Consider the following 17,741-nt stretch of genomic DNA (forward strand, 5'->3'; position numbering starts at 1 on the left):
GTTTGCCCTCAGCAGCCGCAGAATCGCCATGACCGTCCGCACCCGCTTCGCCCCCAGCCCCACCGGCTTCCTGCACATCGGCGGCGCCCGTACCGCGCTCTATTGCTGGCTGGAAGCGCGCCGCCGGGGCGGGGAATTCCTGCTGCGCATCGAGGATACCGACCGCGAGCGCTCCACTGACGAGGCGGTGCAGGCGATTCTGGACGCGATGGACTGGCTCGACCTTTCCGCCGACCAGCCCGCGATCTACCAGACCCACCGCCTGGCCCGCTACAAGGAAGTGGCCGAGCGCCTGCTCGCCGAGGGCAAGGCGTACTACGCCTACGAGAGCAAGGAAGAGATCGAAACCATGCGCGAGGCGGCCATGGCCAAGGGCGAGAAGCCGCGCTACAACGGCTATTACCGCGACCGCAACGAGCCCTGTCGCGACGACCCCAACCGCGTCATCCGCTTCCGCAACCCGACCGAGGGCTCGGTGGCGTTCGAGGACAAGGTCAAGGGCCGCGTGGAATGGGCCAACGCCGAGCTCGACGATCTGGTGATCTTCCGTTCCGACGGTTGGCCGACCTACAACTTCGCCGTGGTCGTGGACGACATCGACATGGGCATCACCGAAGTCATTCGCGGCGACGACCACGTCAACAACACTCCGCGCCAGATCAACATCTACCGCGCGCTCGGCGCACCGGTGCCGGAGTTCGCGCACCTGCCGATGATTCTCGACAAGGAGGGCAAGAAGCTCTCCAAGCGCACCAATTCGGTCAGCGTGATGGAGTACCGCGACGCCGGCTACCTGCCGCACGCGCTCCTCAACTACCTGGTGCGGCTGGGCTGGTCGCACGGCGACCAGGAGATCTTCTCGCGCGAGGAAATGATCCGCCTGTTCGACATCGGCGACGTCAACAAGGCCGCTTCGCGTTTCGACACGGAAAAGCTCGCCTGGCTCAACCAGCACTACCTCAAGACCGACGACCCGCAGGCGCTGGCGCCCGAGTTCGAGTGGCACCTCGCACGCGCCGGCGTGGACATCGCCAACGGCCCGGCGCCCGCCGACGTGATCGTGGCCCTGCGCGACCGCGTGCACACGCTGAAGGAAATGGCCGAGCGCGCGAGGATCTGGTACGCGCCCATCGCCGACTGGGACGAAAAGGCCGTCGCCAAGCATCTGAAGAACGACAGTGCCGCCGCCGTGCTCGATGAAGCGAAGGTGCTGCTTTCGGACGTCGAGTGGAAGCCCGAGCCGATCCACCAGGCGATCGAGCAGATCGCCGCGAAGCTCGAATTGGGCATGGGCAAGATCGCCCAGCCCCTGCGCGTGGCGATGACCGGCACCCAGGTATCGCCTTCCATCGACCACACCATCTACCTGGCCGGCCGCACCGAGGCGCTCAAGCGCATCGACGACGCGATCGCCCGCGCGCAGGGCTGACCCGGGAGCGCCGCGGCATGGACGAGCTCCTTGCCCGCGCCACACAGGGCGTCGACCCCGACGCCCCCGATGCGTTCCTGCGCATCTTCCTCAACCTGATGGCGCAGGTCCCCTGGACGGCGCTGTTCTGGTGGAACCTCCTGTTCCTCGCCGTAGGCGCGCTGCTGGGCTGGTGGCGCGGCCGCGCCGCCGAGGGCCTCGCCTGGTCGTTCGTACTGGGCCCGATCGGCTGGCTGATCATCCTGCGCAAACCGCGACGCAGGATGCCGCCGCCGTTGCCGCCCGGACCTCGTCGTCGTTAGGCGCAAGCTGATCTAAGAAGCCACCTAATCGTCTGTAGGGATGCTCCGATAGTCGCGGCCGCGCCCGCGAGGCATCATTCGGTCTGCTTTCACGAGGCCAGTGACCCCTGACTCCCCGGCAACCGGAGGACGCAGGGATTTCGGACATGAAGGAACCACATGAGCGCACCGTCGGGCGTCTTTGAATGGATCGAGTTCCCAGAAGGGCGTGCCCGCTTCTGCGGCGGGGTGAGGGGAGCAGATCAAGCCGGACACGAAGTGTTTGCGGTGGAAATAGCGGGCGAGAGCTACTACGGCGAAATTTCTTCCGTCTGGCCTGACGACTGCCACTTCAACCTGCGAATCGATTCCTTCGGCCATTCCAGGATTGAAAACGTCGGTATGCCCGTTAGGGAGGGCAGCCCTTTCATCAAAAAGTTTCCTTCGGCCGACGTGGAGCTCATCAAATCGCTCATTTTGAGATTGATCGAGACTTTCTGGAGGCGAGCGGAACGGCCTTTTGTCATGGAAATGGATGACGTAGATGAGTTCCGTGGAAAGGTCGAATTTGCGGAAGGATGGGTCCTGCTGTCCAACGAAGCGAGCAGTGAATGATTCGCTACGCGGAAGAAATTGCGCAGATTCGTAAAGCGAAAACCCTTGAGGACATTCGCACGATTGTGGGCGCGTTCCCTGCACGGGCTGCGCAAGAGGGCGGGATTTTATACAGCGGTTACGTAGGGGATGTTCCGTCGGAAGTAGTCGCCAAAGAACTGGCGGCGAAGACCGGAAGGCCCATCATCAATGAAACCGATCGAGCCCGGTTTTTGGCAGATCGCGATGTCGAGGTGGCAATCAAATCGTCCGCCAAACGTATTCTGCTTTTGGCGGGTGACACACCGGCCCAAGCTCGACGTTCGGCTGCGTCTTTTCTGTATGGAGACGCTTCGATACCTGCTGCGAGTCTGATATCCCCCGAACGTAGCCTCTGGGGCGAGGCTTCGAAGGAGTTCGCTGCATCCCTTTGGGGTGACGTCACTCTCGTCGCGAGTGCTGCTAAAGCCGATCGCGTCTTCGGTCGGGTGGAGCTGCCTGTCGTTCTGCAAAACGCCCGCGTTGAAACAGTCGGAAACCTGTCTATCCGCCACCTGCGGCACCTGGAGGCCGGAGGAGGCATCCGAGCTGTGCTGCCCGCCGTCCAGGAGCAATTCGTCAACGCAGCAACCAAGGGCATCTTCACGTTGCCAGACCCTCCTGGGGACCGGATAACGCAAGTCTCGGTTTCCCGAGAAGCTGCAGAGGCCCTCCGGCTCGATACCACACGTTTTGCCGGCAGCACCTACCTCATGGAGGCAGGGTTCGTTCCCGCACATGTCCAGGTGCGGTTGCCCGCCGGCACCGTCGAAGCCGTCCGTCCTGGTGTTCCCGAAGCCGTTGCACAAAACGGCCTGCGGCCATGCGTCCTCAAAGGTGCCACCGCGATGGCCGCCGTTGCAGCCGTCTATGACATCGCGATGAGCGCGAACAGGGCATCGGTTCTGTTGGAGCAAGGCAACCAGGCCGGTGCCGCGTCGGAGGTCGTCCACTTCGGCACCCGCAACCTCGGCATGTGGGGCGGGGCGGTGCTGGGCGCGGAGGTGTTCGGTGCGGGCGGTGCGGAAACCGGTCCCTGGGACCTGGTGGTCAGTGGTGCCGGTGCGCTGGTCGGGGCGATTGCCGGCGACAAGCTGGCCGATGCGATGGACAGGCAGCGCATCTATCGCCAGCGCGGTCCGGACGGGGGCGCCTGGACGTTCGATCCCGACCACCCCGCTGGGGGCTGGACGCGTGTGGCCAGCGAGCTGGACAGCGGTGCGATGCGGTTGAACGACGGCTTCCCCGTGTACCGCGAACACAGCGAGAAGGCGGATGCGGGCCTAGCCGACCTGTTGAACTACCAGGCGTCCAATACGGCCGTCGAGTTGGCGCTGTCGCACCCGCGACAGCGAAGAGATCCCTATACGCAACCGGCGGCTTCAGGCGACACGCACAGTGTCCGCGACGCGCCCTGGACGCGTGATCCACAAACCCACGTGTGGACGCGACGCGTGGTCTTCGGCCTGCTCGAGCACGGCATGGTCAGCGCGCGCGTCGAGCGGGCGACGGTGGAACGCGCAGCTGCGCTCGATCGCGCGGCCGAAGAGGTCGTTGCCGGAAATGCCGCGCATTCGCGGGAATCCACCGCGTTGCGCTACCAGTCCGCCTATCGCGAATTCGGCTGGGAGAAGTACGGCCCGCCACCGGAATCGGTGGCGGAGGCCCTCCGCACGATGGAAGCCAGGATCGCACCATCGGACCATGCGAATGCCGCGGGAGCACATGCCTTTGCAGAGCGAACGGTCGCCTCGCCCGCGCTGGTGCCCGCGCATCTGCTCGATTTCCGGCAGGCGGGCCATCCTCTGCATGCGTTCTACGAGCGAACCGTGGCCAAGGTGCACGACATGGAAGACCGCTACCAGATGCCCTACGGACTTCACAGCGAGCGGCTGGCCGCGGCGCTGACCGACGCAGTGGCGGCCTACAACGTCGGCAAGCGCCCGGGCGAACGCTTCGGCACCCTGGAACGCATCGAGCTGCGGGGAGAGGGCGCGGACCGCCAGGCGGTGGCGATCGACCAGCGGGTGAACTACCACCTGCCGCAGGTGCAGGTCAGCGTACCGGTGGACAAGGCGGTTGGTCGCAGCGTGGAGCAGAGTTCGCACGACTGGGCACGGCGCCACATGCCGCACCTGCAGGAAGCAACTCAGGCCAGGGAGGCGGACCTGGCTGCGCCGGGGAGCCACGCAGGGCCTGCGTGTGACCACCGCGGTCCGGATATCTCCCCCGATGCGCGGTTCGATGCGTTGCGCGGGAAGGTAGCCGAAGCCTATGCCAACGCCGGCATCTGCCTTGGCCGGACGCAACTCGTCGAGGCAACGGCGGCGGTCCTGCCGCACCTGGGGCAAGGCCGCGTCGATCCGGCTTCCGCACGGTTGAGTCTGCTGGCCGACCCTCAAACCGGCGTGATCGGACCGCTCAGCGACCTGCTGGTACAGCAGGATTGCGGGATCTTGAGCTTGCGCACCCGAATCCCCTCGGAAGAGCTGCAAGCCCACGACCAGGCGTTCCGCCAGCCGGCCCAGTCCACACAACAAGGCCTGCCAGGACAGGAGCCGCAGCAAGCCCAGGCCAGATGAAGGCTCCGGCCTGCGGACTGGCGGCCGTGTCGCGTGGATCGCCTGCCCGCGAACGCGGCTGCCGGGCAGGCGGTATCATCGGGGCAGCAACCGGATGGGCCGAACGTGTCAGCCAAGCTCCACTCACATCACGTCGAAGGCGCCGAAAGTTTCGTCGCGGCGGTCGAGCAGGCCAGCGAAGAGCGGGGCCTGCGGCTTACGCCCCTGCGTCGGGAGGTACTCGAACTGGTCGCGGCGGCTGGCAAGCCGGTCAAGGCATACGACCTTCTCGACCAGTTGCGCGAGCGCCATGGCAACGCAGCACCGCCCACGGTGTATCGCGCGCTGGACTTCCTGCTGGAGCAGGGATTCATCCACAAGCTCGAGTCGATCAACGCCTATGTGTCCTGCCACCATCCGGCCGAGGCACACCAGGTTCCGTTCCTGATCTGTGACGAGTGTGCCAGTGCGCAGGAGGTCTGCGATGCGCGTGTTGCCGAGCTGATCGAGGCGCAGGCGCGAGCCTTTGGGTTCCGGCCGCAGGCGCAGACGCTGGAGGTGCATGGCCTCTGCAAACACTGCCGGAAGGCCTGAGGGCAAGGTGCGGGACGCGATACATCCCGTATCGCGTCCCGCTTTTTCCGGTGTTGGCGGGGAGGGAACGTTGCCGCACCGGAAAACCGGTCTGCAGGCCGTATGGCCAGCGTTCACCCATTCTAGAACGCGGCGGCGACAGGCCGGTTGACGTCTGGTTGCAGGATGATGGCGTCGAGGTGCGTTATAAAGTAACATCACGCCCAGCTTCCCCCGACGCCACCGATGGCCCGACCGCAGACATCACGCGCATGGCAGACCGCCGACCGGTTCGGTGCGGTCGCCTCGTTCCTGTGCGCGGTCCACTGCGCAGCCCTGCCGTTCGTGCTCGCCGTGCTGCCGCTGGTCGGACTGGAGTTCCTTGCCGACCATCGCTTCGAGCGTGCCTTCGTCGTGTTCGCCTGCGCGCTGGCGTTGCTGACCCTGGTCAACGGCTACCGCCGGCATCGCCGGCCGGCATCGCTGATGCTGGCGTTCCCCGGATTGTCCCTGCTGTTGCTGGGCGTCACGGTAGCCGAGCCGTACCCGCTCGCGCTGCACAGCGTGCTGGTCACCTGCGGCGGCGTGCTGCTGGCGAGTGCGCACTTCGTCAACCTGCGGCTCGATCAACGCCCGCCGCACGTGCACGAGCCCGGCTGCGTGCATTGATCGCACGCGGTGATTGTGTAACGCGCCAGCGCATTCCTACGATGGCGCGATGAGCAAGCCGCACGACCACTCTCATTCCCGTCGCGAGCACGAGCATGAGCACGAGCACTCCGGCGCCCGCGGCCGCAAGCTGCTGACCGCCTTCCTGCTGACTGTGCTGATGCTGGTGGCCGAGGCGGTGGGTGGCCTGTGGTCCGGTTCGCTGGCGCTGCTGGCGGACGCCGGACACATGATGGTCGATGCGCTGGCGCTTGCGCTCGCCTTCATCGGTGCACGACTGGCACTGCGCCCGGCCGATGCACGTCGCAGCTACGGGTATGGACGGCTGGAGGTGCTGGCCGGCTTCGTCAACGCGCTCACCCAGTTCGTGCTGGTGGGGTTCATCGCCTTCGAGGCGATCACCCGCCTGAGGCACCCCGGCGCAATCCTCTCGGGCGTGATGCTGGCGGTGGCGGTGGTGGGCCTGCTCGTCAACCTGCTGGTGCTGCGCGTGCTGCACGGCCACGCCCACGATGATATCAACATGGCGGGCGCCAGCCTGCACGTGCTAGGTGACCTGCTCGGTTCGCTCGGCGCCGTGCTGGCCGCACTGGCGGTGCGTTTCATGGGCTGGAACTGGGCCGATCCGGTGCTCTCGCTGCTGGTTTCGCTGCTGATCCTCGGGGGAGCCTGGCGACTGTTGCGCAAGTCGGCGCACATCCTGCTGGAGGGCGTGCCCGAAGACCTGGACGTGGGCGAGGTCGAACAGGCCTTGCGCCAGGCTGATGCCTCCATTCGCGACATCCACCACCTGCACGTGTGGCAGCTGGCCTCCGGGTCGCGCATGGCGACGGTGCACACGCAGGTGGAGGGCGACGGCGCCGAGGCGGTGGCAGCGATCCATCGCCTGTTGCGCAAGCAGTTCGGGATCCTGCATGCGACTGTCCAGGTGGATGCCGGGCCGTGCACGGACCATGCGCGAGACTGCCTCGGGCACGGTCACCGCTGAGTGCGCAGCGGTGTCGGCGTCCGCCGTTCCGGGCCCCGCCCTGGCGCTCTTGCGCTTTGCCTCTTCGCTGCTACGATGGCTGGTCGTTCACGCATACGAATCAAGGAGTTCCCATGGGTAAGGGCGATCGCAAGACCCGTCGCGGCAAGACCTACCGCGGCAGCTACGGCAACAGCCGCGCGCACGATGCGCAGCCGGCCGTGGTCGGCGCCAAGGCTACCGTGACCAAGCCGGCCGCTGCCAAGAAGGCCGCACCGAGGAAGAAGTCCGCCTGAGCAGTTCCATTCGCGGACGAGAGACCCCCGCCATGAGCGGGGGTTTTTTTTTGTTCCGCGACGATTAACCGGGGAAGACACGCGCTTCACCGCGCACATGAAAACGTGCGGCTCGCAGGGGTGCAGTGGAGTCGGCATGAACGCAATCGAGCTTTTGACCCAGGACCACGAGAACATGAGGGCGCTGCTGGAGGAACTGGCCGGCACCACCGCGCGCGGCGTCAAGAAGCGCAGGGAACTGGTGGAGAAGATCGAAACCAGCCTGCGCGTCCACAATGCCATCGAGGAGGAAATCTTCTACCCGGCGTTCAAGAACGCCGGCGACGGCAAGGACGACGCGAAGATGTACTTCGAGGCGCTGGAAGAACACCGCGCCGCCGGCGACCTCGTGCTGCCGGACCTGCTCAAGACCGAGGTCGACAGCGAAAAATTCTCCGGTCGGGCCAAGGTGCTCAAGGAGCTCTTCGAGCATCACGCCGACGAGGAGGAGAAGGAGATGTTCAAGCGCGCCAAGACGCTGCTGGGCAAGAAGACTCTGGAAGAGCTGGGCGAGCAGATGGCGCAGCGCAAGGTGGAGCTGAAGAAGCGCCAGGAAGCGGCCTGAGGTGAGGGTGGACCGCATGGCAAACACCGGCCAGCGAGGGCACCAGGCGCCGTTCGACCCGCGCCACAGCGCCCTGCTGATCGTCGACATGCTCAACGACCTCGAGTTCGAGGGGGGCGAGGCGCTGCTGGAGCAGGCCATGCCTGTGGCCACGGCGATCGGGCACTTGCGCGACTGGTACCACGAGCGCGGCCTGCCGGTGATCTACGCCAACGACAACTTCGGGCGCTGGCATGCCGATCTGTCCAAGATCATCGAGCACTGCCGCCGTGTGGGTTCCCGCGGCGCCCGGCTCAGCGACGGGCTGCTGCCTGGCGTGGAAGACTATTTCATCCTCAAGCCGCGTCATTCGGCGTTCTACGAAACGCCGTTGAGCACGCTGCTGGAGAAACTTCAGATCGACGCGCTGGCGCTGGTCGGCATCGCCGGGGACGACTGCGTGCTGCGTACCGCGATGGATGCGCAGATGCGCCGGTTCCCGCTGTGGGTGCCCGCCGACGGCATCGCCTCGCAGACCACCTTGCGCAACCAGCGCGCTCTGGCGTGCATGCAGGAGGTCGCCAAAGCCGACATCACCCGCATCGACGCGCGCCTGCCGGAATGGAACAACACTCAGCGGAGCCAGAAGATGAGCAGCCACGACCGCAAAGACGTGCAGCACCCGGATTGCAACAAGCCCCCGCGCCAGGAATCCGAGACCGAGCGGCAGGGCCGCAAGGCGCACGAGAGCGACCTCACCGACGAAGCGGTCGAGGAAACGTTCCCGGCCAGCGACCCGGTATCGCCGTTCATCCCGGCCAAGACGCCGGAGGATTGATCGCCGCGCTGGCCGGGAGGCCCGGGGCTTGGCTAAAAGGCGGAAGGAGCCCTGCTCGTCGGCCGGGTGGGGTGGTATCCGCAAGGATTTTTCACCTCCGCCCTCCGGCAAGCGCTGGCGAGATCCAAGCTGCCGCGTCCACGCAGACCGGCGGATGTGCGTGCTCGATGCTCAGGTTGGCGGCAGCGGTTTTCCACCTGCCCAGGCCGAACGAAGCAGATCGCCGCCGATCCAGTAGCAAAGCTCGGCGGGCGTCCGGGCGTTCCACAGCGCCAGGTCCGCACGCCGTCCGGGCGCGAGCGTGCCGCGATCGGACAGCCCGAGGGCACGCGCCGCGTTCACGGTAATCCCGCGCAGTGCTTCCTCGGGCGTCAACCGGAACAGCGTGCACGCCATGTTCGCGGCCAGCCGCAGCGAGAGCAGCGGGGAGGTGCCCGGATTGCAGTCGGTGGCGATCGCCATGGGTACGCCGTGCTCGCGCAGCGCATCGATCGGCGGCAGACGGGTTTCCCGCAGCGCGTAGAAGGCACCCGGCAGCAGCACCGCCACGGTGCCGGCGGCAGCCATGGCGCGGACGCCCGACTCGCTCAGGTGCTCCAGATGGTCGGCGGAGAGTCCGCCGTATTCGGCCACGAGCGCCGCGCCGTCGAGGTCGGAGAGCTGCTCGGCATGCAGTTTCACCGGCAGGCCGAGCGCACGGGCGCGCTCGAACACGCGCGCGGTCTCCTCGCGGCTGAAGCCGATGCCTTCGCAGAAGGCGTCCACTGCATCGACCAGGCCCTCGCCGGCCAGCGCCGGCAGCATGACGTCGCATGCCAGCGCAACGTAATCGCCACGCCGCCCGCGGTACTCCGGCGGCAGGGCATGCAGACCGAGGAAACTGGTGCGCACGCTGATGCCCAGCGTCTCCGCGATGCGCCGCGCCACGCGCAGCATGCGGCGTTCGGTGTCGAGGTCGAGCCCGTAGCCGGATTTGATCTCAAGCGTGGTCGCGCCATCGCGGAGCAGCGCGCGGGCGCGGGGGAGGCTCTGGCGGAGGAGCTCATCCTCGTTCGCAGCGCGAGTGGCTCTGACAGTCGATGCGATGCCGCCACCGGCGCGCGCGATCTCCTCGTAGCTCGCGCCATTCAGGCGCATGTCGAACTCGTGTGCGCGGTCGCCGCCGAAAACCAGATGCGTGTGGCAGTCGATCAGGCCCGGCGTCACCAGGGCGCCGTCGAGGGTTTCGACGGAATCGGCCAACGCGCCCGCCGGGCCGGGAAGATCCTCCATGGGGCCGACCCATGCGATGGACCCGTCCTTGATCGCCAGCGCGCCGCGCTCGATCGATCCGAACGGACGCTCGCCGGCGAAGGTGGCCAGCGTGGCGTCTGTCAACAGGTGGTCCCAGCGCGACGCGGTCATGGCTTTTCCCGGCGGTGCTTGCAGACGAGGTTGGAGGCGGGCATCAGGGCATTGTCGCAAACAGGCCCCCGGCCGGTGGGCGAGCCCGGGGGCGATGCCGCGAGGGCCCGCGGAAAGGCATCGCGCGCAAGCGGGCTCACTGTGATGGCTTGCCTTACAGGGGCTGGGGGCGCCAGCGCAGTTCGTACAGGTCGAAGCGGCGGTCCTTGAGGTTGGTCACCGCGCCGGCGTTGCGCGCGCGGGCGAGGCTTTCCAGGCGCAGATCGGCGAACAGCACCGTCTCGATGTTCGGCGTGGAATCGGCGGCCACGCCATCGCGGGCGAACGGGAAATCGCTGGGCGTGAGGATGCAGCTCTGCCCGTACTGGATGTCGAAGTTGTTCACCCCGGGCAGGTTGCCCACGTTGCCGGAGAGCACCACGTAGCACTGGTTCTCGATCGCGCGCGCCTGCGAGCAGTAGCGCACGCGCAGGTAGCCTTCGCGCACGTCGGTGCAGAAGGGCACGAACAGGATCAGCGCGCCCTGGTCGGTCAGGTGCCGGGCGACCTCTGGGAACTCCGAGTCGTAGCAGATCATCACCCCGATCGGGCCGCAATCGGTCTGGATGGTGGCCGCACTCTCGCCGCCGGTGATGTTCCAGACGTTGCGCTCGCTGGGTGTCGGATGCAGCTTCTCGCGTTCATGCAACGAGCCGTCGCGCAGGCACACGTAGCAGACGTTGTGGATGTCGCCGTTGGGCTGCTCGGTCGGATGCGAGCCGGCGATGATGTTGATGTTGTAACGCACCGCCAGGCGGCTGAAGAGTTCCTTCACCTGCGGCGTGTACTGGCTGAGCTTGCGGATCGCCGCGACCGCCGAAAGCTCCTCGTTCTCGATCGACAGCAACTGCAGCGTGATCAGCTCCGGAAAGGTGACGAAATCGGCGTTGTAGTCGGCGGCGATGTCGGTGAAATACTCCACCTGCGTGGCGAACTCCTCGAACGAGCGGATGCGCCGCTGGAAATACTGCACCGAGGCCACGCGCACGGAGTCGGGCAGGTGCTTGAGCGAGGGGATGGGCGGGATGTCCGGATGATCGAGCAGGGTGGGATTGCGCCAGGCCAGGTGTGCCGCCCAGCCCAGTGATTCGTGATCCGAGGGCACGTAGGCGCGCAGCAGTCCGATCACCTCGAAGCCGTTGGCGAGCTGGAAGCTCAGCGTGGCGTCGCGCCGTTCGCCCGCGACCACCGCCTGGACATAGGCTTCGGCGCTGCCGTACCGGCCGATGTTCTTCGCCAGTCCCGGGATACGCCCGCCGAACACGATGCCGCGCAGCTTCAGGTCCGTGCACAGTCGCTTGCGCGCGTGGTAGAGCCGCTGGCCGATGCGCATGCCGCGGTAGTCCGGATGAACCACCACTTCCATGCCGTACAGCCAGTCGCCGTCGGCCTTGTGCCGCGAGGCCATGCCTCCGCCAGTGATCTGCGCCCAGGTATGCGGCTTGAGCGCGGTGGCCTCGTCGATGCGGAAGGTGGCGCAATAGCCGACCACCCGGCCGGCGTACTCGACGACGAACTGGCCCTCGGGGAAGTGCGTCTGCTGGGAGCGCAGCATCTCGGCCGAATGGCCCCATTCGGGTGAGTAGACGCGGCCGGTGAGATCGACCAGCGCCGACACGTCCTCGGGGCGGGCCTGGCGCAACAGGAGCTTGGCGGTTTGCTCGGATGTCTTCCTGGGCATGGGGCGATTATCCGCAATGGTGTGTGGTGGAACCGTTGCGCCCGATGCCCGGACGGCGCGGGCTACACTTGGGCGTCTGCCCGGGAGATGCCCATGAGCCTACCGAACCGCCCCCGTCGTTGCCATGCCGGTAATCTCTGGCTGGGCGACGGCTGGACCCGCGACGGCATCTTCGGCACCGACGCCGACGGCATGGTGCAGGCGGTCGAGGACGGCCCCGCCGAAACACTCGGCACCTGGGTGCTGCCGGGCATGCCCAACCTGCATTCGCATGCGTTCCAGCGCGCAATGGCCGGCCTCGCCGAGCGGCGCGGCAGGGTGGACGACAGTTTCTGGAGCTGGCGCGAGACGATGTACGCCTTCGCCGCGTCGGTGGGCCCGGACGACCTCAAGGCGATCGCCGCGCAGCTCTACGTGGAGATGCTCAAGGCCGGCTACACCCAGGTCTGCGAGTTCCACTACCTGCACCACCGCCCCGACGGCTCGGCCTACGCGCCGGCCGAGGCGATGTCGCTGGCGCTCGTCGAGGCGGCGCGCGAGGCCGGCATCGCGCTGACCCTGCTGCCGGTGCTGTACATGCGCGGCGGGTTCGACGGGCGCCCGCTGGGTACGCGGCAACGTCGCTTCGGCCATGAGGTGGATGCCTACCTGCGCCTGCTCGAGACCCTGCGCGCGCGGCAGGACGCGGATCTCAAGGTCGGCATCGCGCTGCATTCGCTGCGTGCGGTGCCGCAGGACGCAATGCAGGCCGTGCTCGCCAGCGGCCTGGTGCAGGACACGCCGATCCATATCCATATCGCCGAACAGATCGGCGAGGTGCAGGACTGCCTGTCCATCCGCGGCGCGCGTCCGGTCGAATGGCTGCTCGATCACGCCGAGGTCGACGCACGCTGGTGCCTGGTACATGCCACGCACCTGAGCGAATCCGAGTCCGCGCGCCTGGCACGCAGCGGGGCGGTCGCCGGCCTGTGCCCGACGACCGAGGCCAACCTGGGCGATGGCCTGTTCCCGCTGGCCGATTACATGGATGCGGGCGGCACGCTGGGCATCGGTTCGGACTCGCACATCTCCGTTTCGCCGGTGGAGGAATTGCGCTGGCTGGAATACGGCCAGCGACTGGCCACCCGCCATCGCAACATCGCCGCGCGCCACGAGAGCGCGAGCGTCGGCCAGACCCTGTGGCGTGCCGCGCTGAACGGCGGCGCGCAGGCTTCAGGACTGCCGATCGGTGCACTGCGGCGCGACCACCGCGCGGACCTGCTGGTACTCGACGACGGCTCGCCGCTGCTCGCCGCGCGCGAGGAAGCGGCGCTTCTGGACAGCTTCATCTTCGCCGGCAACACCCCGCTGGTGAGGCATGTGATGAGCGGCGGACGCTGGGTGGTGCGGGATTTCCAGCACCACGACGAGGCGCGCATCGCGCAGCGCTATCGCGACACGGTGCAGCGGCTCAGGCAACTGCCGCCAGGCTGAGCGTCCGGAGCGGAGCAGTGGCTGTCCATCGCGGCACCGAGCCGGGTGGTCCCGGCTCCGCCTTCGCCCGATGGGGGAAACGCCGGAACGTCGTGCGTTGCTGTTCGCCACTGCCCCAGAAGCGTCCGCGCCGCGCCGCCCATCAGCGGGGTCGTGCCGGCCCATCACGCCCGCATGTGTGGCCTCTGGCGACGCCGAGCAGCGGCAGTGTCACAGGAAGCGGAAACCCGCCAGCGCATCGCGCAGGTGCTGCCTGGCGTCCTCCTGCTGGAAGGGCGGCGTGGCTGGCGGATCGTAGACCTCCGGCCGGGTGCCGGTAACCAGCAGGTCGATGGCGTAGCAGCGGCCATCGTGGATGGCCCGGTAAGCCTCCACGTCGAGGTAGTGGCTCATCGCCGCATCGGCGGCATGGAAGCGGGTGAATGCCACGCCGGCGAGGGTGACGTGCGAGACCCGTGGGGGCACGCCGCTGGCCGGCACGTCCAGGCAATGCGCGCGGGCCACGGCGTCGTCGCCGACGCCGATCCGAAGTTCCGCTGCCGTGATGGTGCTGGAGCCGTCCAGTACCAGTGCCAGCACCGGTTCGCCGTGGCCATCTTCCCCGGCGAACGATTTCCAGGCTGCACTACCCAGGTAGTTGCGCTGGAAATCGTGGCGTACGTGCATGCCGGTCGGCACCGTGATCGCGAAGCCGTGGCCGGCGTCGACGACCACGGGCGCGGATGCCGGTTGGCGGGCCGCGAAGGTACGCGGCTGCCCGGTGCACGAGGCCAGCCATGTCAGCGACAGCAACAGGAACCATGCGGGTCGGTGGATGGGCGCATCCGACGCCATGCGCCGGGCGCACTCTCCTCGTCGTGGCGAGGGCAGGGGAGAGGGACGGTCGGTGCGGGGATTCTTCATCGATGCACACGTAGGGCCGGGGTCGGGCAGCGTGCCACACGACAGCGACAGCGGACGTCATGCATTCGGGCGAACAACCTCCAACCGTCTCTCCGGGAGCTCCGGCATTGTCGCGTGTTCCGTATCTCACCCGTCACGGACGAGAGAAGTCCGGCAGGTTTGCGGCCATCCCGCAGAGGAGGACAATGGCGCTCCCCACCCGCCACGGCCCGCCAAAGGCAGCCGATGAACGATCACCCCGTGCCGGTCGCCGGCACCGCCGACGGATCGCTGATCCGCCACGGCACCCCGCTGTTCCGCCGGGCCAACCTGGCCCTGTTCGCCGCCGGTATCGCCACTTTCGGACTGCTGTATTGCGTGCAGCCGCTGATGCCCGAGTTCAGCAAGAACTACGGTGTCAGCGCCGCGGCCAGCGCGCTATCGCTCTCGCTGACCACCGGCGTGCTGGCCTTCGCCATGCTGTTCGCCGGGGCGGTATCCGACGCCTACGGTCGCAAATCGGTAATGACCGTATCGCTGCTCGCCTCGGCTCTGCTGGTGCTGCTGACCGCGATCGTGCCCGGCTGGACCAGCCTGCTGGTCCTGCGCACGCTGCTGGGCATCTCCCTGAGCGGCCTGCCGGCCGTCGCGATGACCTGGCTCAGCGAGGAGATGCACCCCGACTCCATCGGCCTGGGAATGGGGCTCTACATCAGCGGCAACGCCATCGGCGGCATGGGCGGACGCCTGGTCACCGGCGTGCTGGCGGATTTCTTCGACTGGCGCGTGGGGGTGGCCGTGGTCGCCGGCATCGGCCTGGCGTCCGGCCTGATCTTCTGGCGGTTGCTGCCGCCCTCGCATCACTTCGAGCGCCAGCCGCTGCGCCCGCGCACGCTGCTTGCGCGCTTCGCCGGCGTGTTCCGTGATGCCGGCCTGCCATGGATGTTCATCGAGGGCTTCCTGCTGCTGGGCGCCTTCGTCACCGTCTACAACTACATCGGCTACCGGCTGCTTGCGCCGCCGTACAGCCTGAGCCAGGCGGTGGTCGGGCTGATCTTCAGCGTGTACCTGATCGGCACCTTCAGCTCGGCCTGGATGGGCCACCTGGCCGGGAGGCTCGGTCGTCGTCGCGTGCTGTGGACGACCTTCGCGCTGATGCTGGCGGGCGTGGGGCTGACCGTGTTCCGGCCGCTGGTGCTGGTGGTGGCCGGCGTGGTCGCGGTGACGTTCGGCTTCTTCGGCGGGCACTCGATCGTGAGCAGCTGGGTCGGCCGACGCGCCGGCAACGCCAAGGCGCAGGCCTCGTCGCTGTACCTGTTCGCGTACTACATGGGTTCCAGCCTGGCCGGTGCCGGCGGCGGGTTGTTCTTTGCCTCGCGCGGCTGGAATGGCGTGGCCGCGTTCATCGGGGTGATGGTGCTCGCCGGCTTGCTGATCGCCTGGCGGCTGTACTTCCTGCGGCCGCTGCCGGGACCGCCGTCGCCAGGCACCGAGCCGCCGTTGCCATGAGCGGGAGGTACATCGGGATCGATCCGTCCGGCCAGCTTGCCTGCCGTCGCGGACACCTGCGCGCACTCGCCTTCGGCTCGTAGAGGATCGACCCGCGCGTGGTGGGCGCCGAACTGGAGCCGGAGGCGGCCAACGCGATGCCGATACCGCAGGTGCTCGCCCGCAGATGAACGACGCCGCGCTAGCCCGGGCATGACCCCGCGTCAGCGCGCGTCGGGTTCAAGCATGCCCTTGACCGCGCGGTAGTCCCCGTCACTCGGCTGCGGCGGCAGGCCGAGCAGGTGCACCATCAGCGGATAGACGTCCACGTTGGGGAAGGGCGGCACCGTCACGCCGTCGCGGAAGGCCGGTCCGTGCGCCACGAACAACGCCCGCATCTGCGGTGCGGCGTTGTCGTAGCCATGCTCGCCAAGGCTGATGCGGCGCTTGTGCGAGGCCAGCCAGTCGGCGGTGGTGATGCGCCAGCCGACGTCGGCCAGGCACAGCAACTGCGGCACGCGTGGGTTGTGGCCGTAGGCCAGACGCGCCGGCACGCGGGTCTTGTCCCAGCACTGCATGTGCGCGTGCGGGCGCTGCATCCGGGCTTCGATCGCGGCGAAGTCGTGCCCGGGCTTGGGATTGAAGCCGGCCAGCACGCCCAGGCTCACCACCTGCACGTCGTCGAGATCCAGCTGCCGCTCGATCAGCACGCTGTGGTCCAGCGGCACCGGGGCCATGCCGTGGTCGGCGAGCACGATCAGGTTGATGGCATCGAACAGCCCGCGCTGCTTGAGGCCCTCCACCAGCCGCGCCAGCGCCAGGTCGGTCTCGCGCAGGGCCTGGTCCACTTGTGGTGAATCGGGGCCGTAGTAGTGACCCGCATGGTCGACGCCATCGAAATAGAGCGTGAGGAAACTCGGCCGCTGCCCCGGGGGTAGATCCAGCCAGGCCAGGACCTGGTCGACCCGCTGGATCGGCGTGAGGTCGCCGTCATAGGGCAGCCAGTGGTCGGGACGGTGGTCATGGATAGCCGCCTCCGAGCCGGGCCAGAACATCGTCGCGGTCAGCAGGCCGTGGCGATCCGCCGTCTCCCAGAGGGGCGTGCCCTCGGCCCACCAGCGCCCGTCGCTCACCGCCTTGCGGTTGTGCAGCGAGAACTTGCCCAGCCGCGCGTCGTACATCGTGTTGTTGACGATGCCATGGTGGTCGGGGCGCAGCCCGGTGACGATCGTGTAGTGGTTCGGAAAGGTCAGCGACGGAAAGGATGGTTGCATCGCCGAGCGGACGCCGCCGCGCGCGAGCATGGCCACGGTGGGCGTCAAACCCCGGTCGAGGTAGTCGGCACGGTAGCCGTCGATCGAGACCAGCAGCAGCGGTGTGGGCTTGCCGGCGGCGATGCGCGGCGAGGTGGCGCAACCGGTGCTGAATACGAGCACCAGGCAGCACATCAGGCGAAACAGGTTTTTCATGGGCGGGTTCGTACGATCAGACAACTTCCCATCATCGCACTGCATCCATGTCGTTCGAAACCCGCGCACCGCTCCGCCTCTGGCCCATCGCCTTCGCGCTGACGCTGCCGGCGATGGCAAGCGCCTGGCAATCGCAACCCGCGCCAACGCGGCCCGTGATCGTCGTGCAGCCGCCGGCGAATGCCCGCTTCCAGCAGACCGTGCGGGAGAACCAGGTGCGCGACCAGTTGCAGAAGAACCAGGTCGAGGAGCAATTGCGGCAGGGCCGGGCCGAAGCCGTGCGTCGCCCTTATGCGGCCGGCGCCGTCCAGGCCGCGCGGCTCGACCAGGCCGACCAGGCCCAGCGCGAGCTCTACCGTGCACGCCAGCAGGACCTGCTGGACCGCTACCAGAGCGCCGTTGCGCCGCCGGTGGTGCATTCGGGCAAGGCCCCCGCGTCCTCGCGCAGCGGCGACTGAAGCGCCCGCCAGCGGGC

Annotated in this window: 17 protein-coding genes and 1 pseudogene; 14 read left to right on the plus strand and 4 right to left on the minus strand. The window is 67.5% G+C overall.

Features of this window, described 5'->3' with window-relative positions; translation table 11 throughout:
- Window positions 1–28: 28 nt before the first annotated feature.
- From gltX to LQ771_RS16000, 11 genes and pseudogenes are all read left to right on the plus strand, one after another.
- Window positions 29–1,429: a glutamate--tRNA ligase gene (gltX, locus tag LQ771_RS05335; protein ID WP_231351332.1), complete on the plus strand. Its 1,401-nt coding sequence runs from the start codon at window positions 29–31 to the stop codon at window positions 1,427–1,429.
- Window positions 1,430–1,446: 17 nt separating this feature from the next.
- Window positions 1,447–1,731 (plus strand): hypothetical protein, encoded by a 285-nt coding sequence (locus LQ771_RS05340; RefSeq protein WP_231351333.1) that lies wholly within the window; start codon window positions 1,447–1,449, stop codon window positions 1,729–1,731.
- A gap of 159 nt (window positions 1,732–1,890) precedes the next feature.
- Window positions 1,891–2,325: a hypothetical protein gene (locus tag LQ771_RS05345; RefSeq protein ID WP_231351334.1), complete on the plus strand. Its 435-nt coding sequence runs from the start codon at window positions 1,891–1,893 to the stop codon at window positions 2,323–2,325.
- The gene (locus tag LQ771_RS05350; RefSeq protein ID WP_231351335.1) at window positions 2,322–4,925 is read left to right on the plus strand and encodes an XVIPCD domain-containing protein; all 2,604 of its coding nucleotides are present in this window, start codon (window positions 2,322–2,324) and stop codon (window positions 4,923–4,925) included. The genes LQ771_RS05345 and LQ771_RS05350 overlap by 4 nt, the downstream gene beginning before the upstream one ends.
- 105 nt (window positions 4,926–5,030) lie before the next feature.
- The gene (locus tag LQ771_RS05355; RefSeq protein ID WP_231351336.1) at window positions 5,031–5,498 is read left to right on the plus strand and encodes a transcriptional repressor; all 468 of its coding nucleotides are present in this window, start codon (window positions 5,031–5,033) and stop codon (window positions 5,496–5,498) included.
- Between the two features lie 225 nt (window positions 5,499–5,723).
- The gene (locus LQ771_RS05360; protein WP_231351337.1) at window positions 5,724–6,146 is read left to right on the plus strand and encodes a MerC domain-containing protein; all 423 of its coding nucleotides are present in this window, start codon (window positions 5,724–5,726) and stop codon (window positions 6,144–6,146) included.
- Between the two features lie 49 nt (window positions 6,147–6,195).
- Complete coding sequence (locus tag LQ771_RS05365) at window positions 6,196–7,134, plus strand: cation diffusion facilitator family transporter (RefSeq protein WP_231351338.1); 939 nt, start codon at window positions 6,196–6,198, stop codon at window positions 7,132–7,134.
- 113 nt (window positions 7,135–7,247) lie between these two features.
- Window positions 7,248–7,409, plus strand: a complete 162-nt coding sequence (locus LQ771_RS05370; RefSeq protein ID WP_231351339.1) for a 30S ribosomal protein THX — start codon at window positions 7,248–7,250, stop codon at window positions 7,407–7,409.
- A gap of 136 nt (window positions 7,410–7,545) precedes the next feature.
- Window positions 7,546–8,013 (plus strand): PA2171 family ribosome-binding persister protein, encoded by a 468-nt coding sequence (locus LQ771_RS05375; protein ID WP_231351340.1) that lies wholly within the window; start codon window positions 7,546–7,548, stop codon window positions 8,011–8,013.
- 16 nt (window positions 8,014–8,029) lie between these two features.
- A pseudogene (locus tag LQ771_RS05380) lies at window positions 8,030–8,554 on the plus strand (cysteine hydrolase family protein); the annotation flags it as partial.
- Window positions 8,555–8,641: 87 nt separating this feature from the next.
- Entirely contained in the window at window positions 8,642–8,830 is a 189-nt protein-coding gene (locus tag LQ771_RS16000) for a hypothetical protein (RefSeq protein WP_338030352.1), read from the plus strand.
- 171 nt (window positions 8,831–9,001) lie between these two features.
- Here the strand turns inward: LQ771_RS16000 and hutI are convergent, their stop codons facing one another.
- Both hutI and LQ771_RS05390 read right to left on the minus strand, forming a co-directional pair.
- Window positions 9,002–10,234 (minus strand): imidazolonepropionase, encoded by a 1,233-nt coding sequence (gene hutI / locus LQ771_RS05385; RefSeq protein WP_231351341.1) that lies wholly within the window; start codon window positions 10,232–10,234, stop codon window positions 9,002–9,004.
- 154 nt (window positions 10,235–10,388) lie between these two features.
- On the minus strand, window positions 10,389–11,954 hold the full coding sequence (locus LQ771_RS05390) for a bifunctional GNAT family N-acetyltransferase/carbon-nitrogen hydrolase family protein (protein ID WP_231351342.1): 1,566 nt from the start codon (window positions 11,952–11,954) through the stop codon (window positions 10,389–10,391).
- 93 nt (window positions 11,955–12,047) lie between these two features.
- On the opposite strand from LQ771_RS05390, the gene LQ771_RS05395 reads away from it, so the two are divergent.
- The gene (locus LQ771_RS05395; RefSeq protein ID WP_231351343.1) at window positions 12,048–13,427 is read left to right on the plus strand and encodes a formimidoylglutamate deiminase; all 1,380 of its coding nucleotides are present in this window, start codon (window positions 12,048–12,050) and stop codon (window positions 13,425–13,427) included.
- A gap of 210 nt (window positions 13,428–13,637) precedes the next feature.
- On the opposite strand, the gene LQ771_RS05400 is transcribed toward LQ771_RS05395, so the two are convergent.
- Window positions 13,638–14,330, minus strand: coding sequence for a hypothetical protein (locus LQ771_RS05400; RefSeq protein ID WP_231351344.1), 693 nt, complete (start codon window positions 14,328–14,330; stop codon window positions 13,638–13,640).
- Between the two features lie 225 nt (window positions 14,331–14,555).
- Between LQ771_RS05400 and LQ771_RS05405 the strand changes: the two genes are divergently transcribed.
- Window positions 14,556–15,818, plus strand: a complete 1,263-nt coding sequence (locus LQ771_RS05405) for an MFS transporter (protein WP_231351345.1) — start codon at window positions 14,556–14,558, stop codon at window positions 15,816–15,818.
- 203 nt (window positions 15,819–16,021) lie between these two features.
- Here LQ771_RS05405 and LQ771_RS05410 read toward each other — a convergent pair whose 3' ends face one another.
- Window positions 16,022–17,266, minus strand: a complete 1,245-nt coding sequence (locus tag LQ771_RS05410; protein ID WP_231351346.1) for an alkaline phosphatase family protein — start codon at window positions 17,264–17,266, stop codon at window positions 16,022–16,024.
- A gap of 47 nt (window positions 17,267–17,313) precedes the next feature.
- Between LQ771_RS05410 and LQ771_RS05415 the strand changes: the two genes are divergently transcribed.
- The gene (locus tag LQ771_RS05415) at window positions 17,314–17,724 is read left to right on the plus strand and encodes a hypothetical protein (RefSeq protein ID WP_231351347.1); all 411 of its coding nucleotides are present in this window, start codon (window positions 17,314–17,316) and stop codon (window positions 17,722–17,724) included.
- The last annotated feature ends 17 nt before the right edge of the window (window positions 17,725–17,741 follow it).

This window comes from Frateuria soli (assembly GCF_021117385.1).
Classification (GTDB): domain Bacteria; phylum Pseudomonadota; class Gammaproteobacteria; order Xanthomonadales; family Rhodanobacteraceae; genus Frateuria_A; species Frateuria_A soli.

Excerpts from the sequence above, each read along its gene's own strand:
- LQ771_RS05350 (WP_231351335.1), top strand. The coding sequence starts at position 2,322 with ATGATTCGCTACGCGGAAGAAATTGCGCAGATTCGTAAAGCGAAAACC.
- gltX (WP_231351332.1), top strand. The coding sequence starts at position 29 with ATGACCGTCCGCACCCGCTTCGCCCCCAGCCCCACCGGCTTCCTGCAC.
- LQ771_RS05375 (WP_231351340.1), top strand. The coding sequence starts at position 7,546 with ATGAACGCAATCGAGCTTTTGACCCAGGACCACGAGAACATGAGGGCG.
- LQ771_RS05340 (WP_231351333.1), top strand. The coding sequence starts at position 1,447 with ATGGACGAGCTCCTTGCCCGCGCCACACAGGGCGTCGACCCCGACGCC.
- LQ771_RS16000 (WP_338030352.1), top strand. The coding sequence starts at position 8,642 with ATGAGCAGCCACGACCGCAAAGACGTGCAGCACCCGGATTGCAACAAG.
- LQ771_RS05390 (WP_231351342.1), bottom strand. The coding sequence starts at position 11,954 with ATGCCCAGGAAGACATCCGAGCAAACCGCCAAGCTCCTGTTGCGCCAG.
- LQ771_RS05410 (WP_231351346.1), bottom strand. The coding sequence starts at position 17,266 with ATGAAAAACCTGTTTCGCCTGATGTGCTGCCTGGTGCTCGTATTCAGC.
- LQ771_RS05370 (WP_231351339.1), top strand. The coding sequence starts at position 7,248 with ATGGGTAAGGGCGATCGCAAGACCCGTCGCGGCAAGACCTACCGCGGC.
- LQ771_RS05405 (WP_231351345.1), top strand. The coding sequence starts at position 14,556 with ATGAACGATCACCCCGTGCCGGTCGCCGGCACCGCCGACGGATCGCTG.
- LQ771_RS05415 (WP_231351347.1), top strand. The coding sequence starts at position 17,314 with ATGTCGTTCGAAACCCGCGCACCGCTCCGCCTCTGGCCCATCGCCTTC.
- LQ771_RS05365 (WP_231351338.1), top strand. The coding sequence starts at position 6,196 with ATGAGCAAGCCGCACGACCACTCTCATTCCCGTCGCGAGCACGAGCAT.
- hutI (WP_231351341.1), bottom strand. The coding sequence starts at position 10,234 with ATGACCGCGTCGCGCTGGGACCACCTGTTGACAGACGCCACGCTGGCC.
- LQ771_RS05395 (WP_231351343.1), top strand. The coding sequence starts at position 12,048 with ATGAGCCTACCGAACCGCCCCCGTCGTTGCCATGCCGGTAATCTCTGG.
- LQ771_RS05345 (WP_231351334.1), top strand. The coding sequence starts at position 1,891 with ATGAGCGCACCGTCGGGCGTCTTTGAATGGATCGAGTTCCCAGAAGGG.
- LQ771_RS05400 (WP_231351344.1), bottom strand. The coding sequence starts at position 14,330 with ATGAAGAATCCCCGCACCGACCGTCCCTCTCCCCTGCCCTCGCCACGA.
- LQ771_RS05360 (WP_231351337.1), top strand. The coding sequence starts at position 5,724 with ATGGCCCGACCGCAGACATCACGCGCATGGCAGACCGCCGACCGGTTC.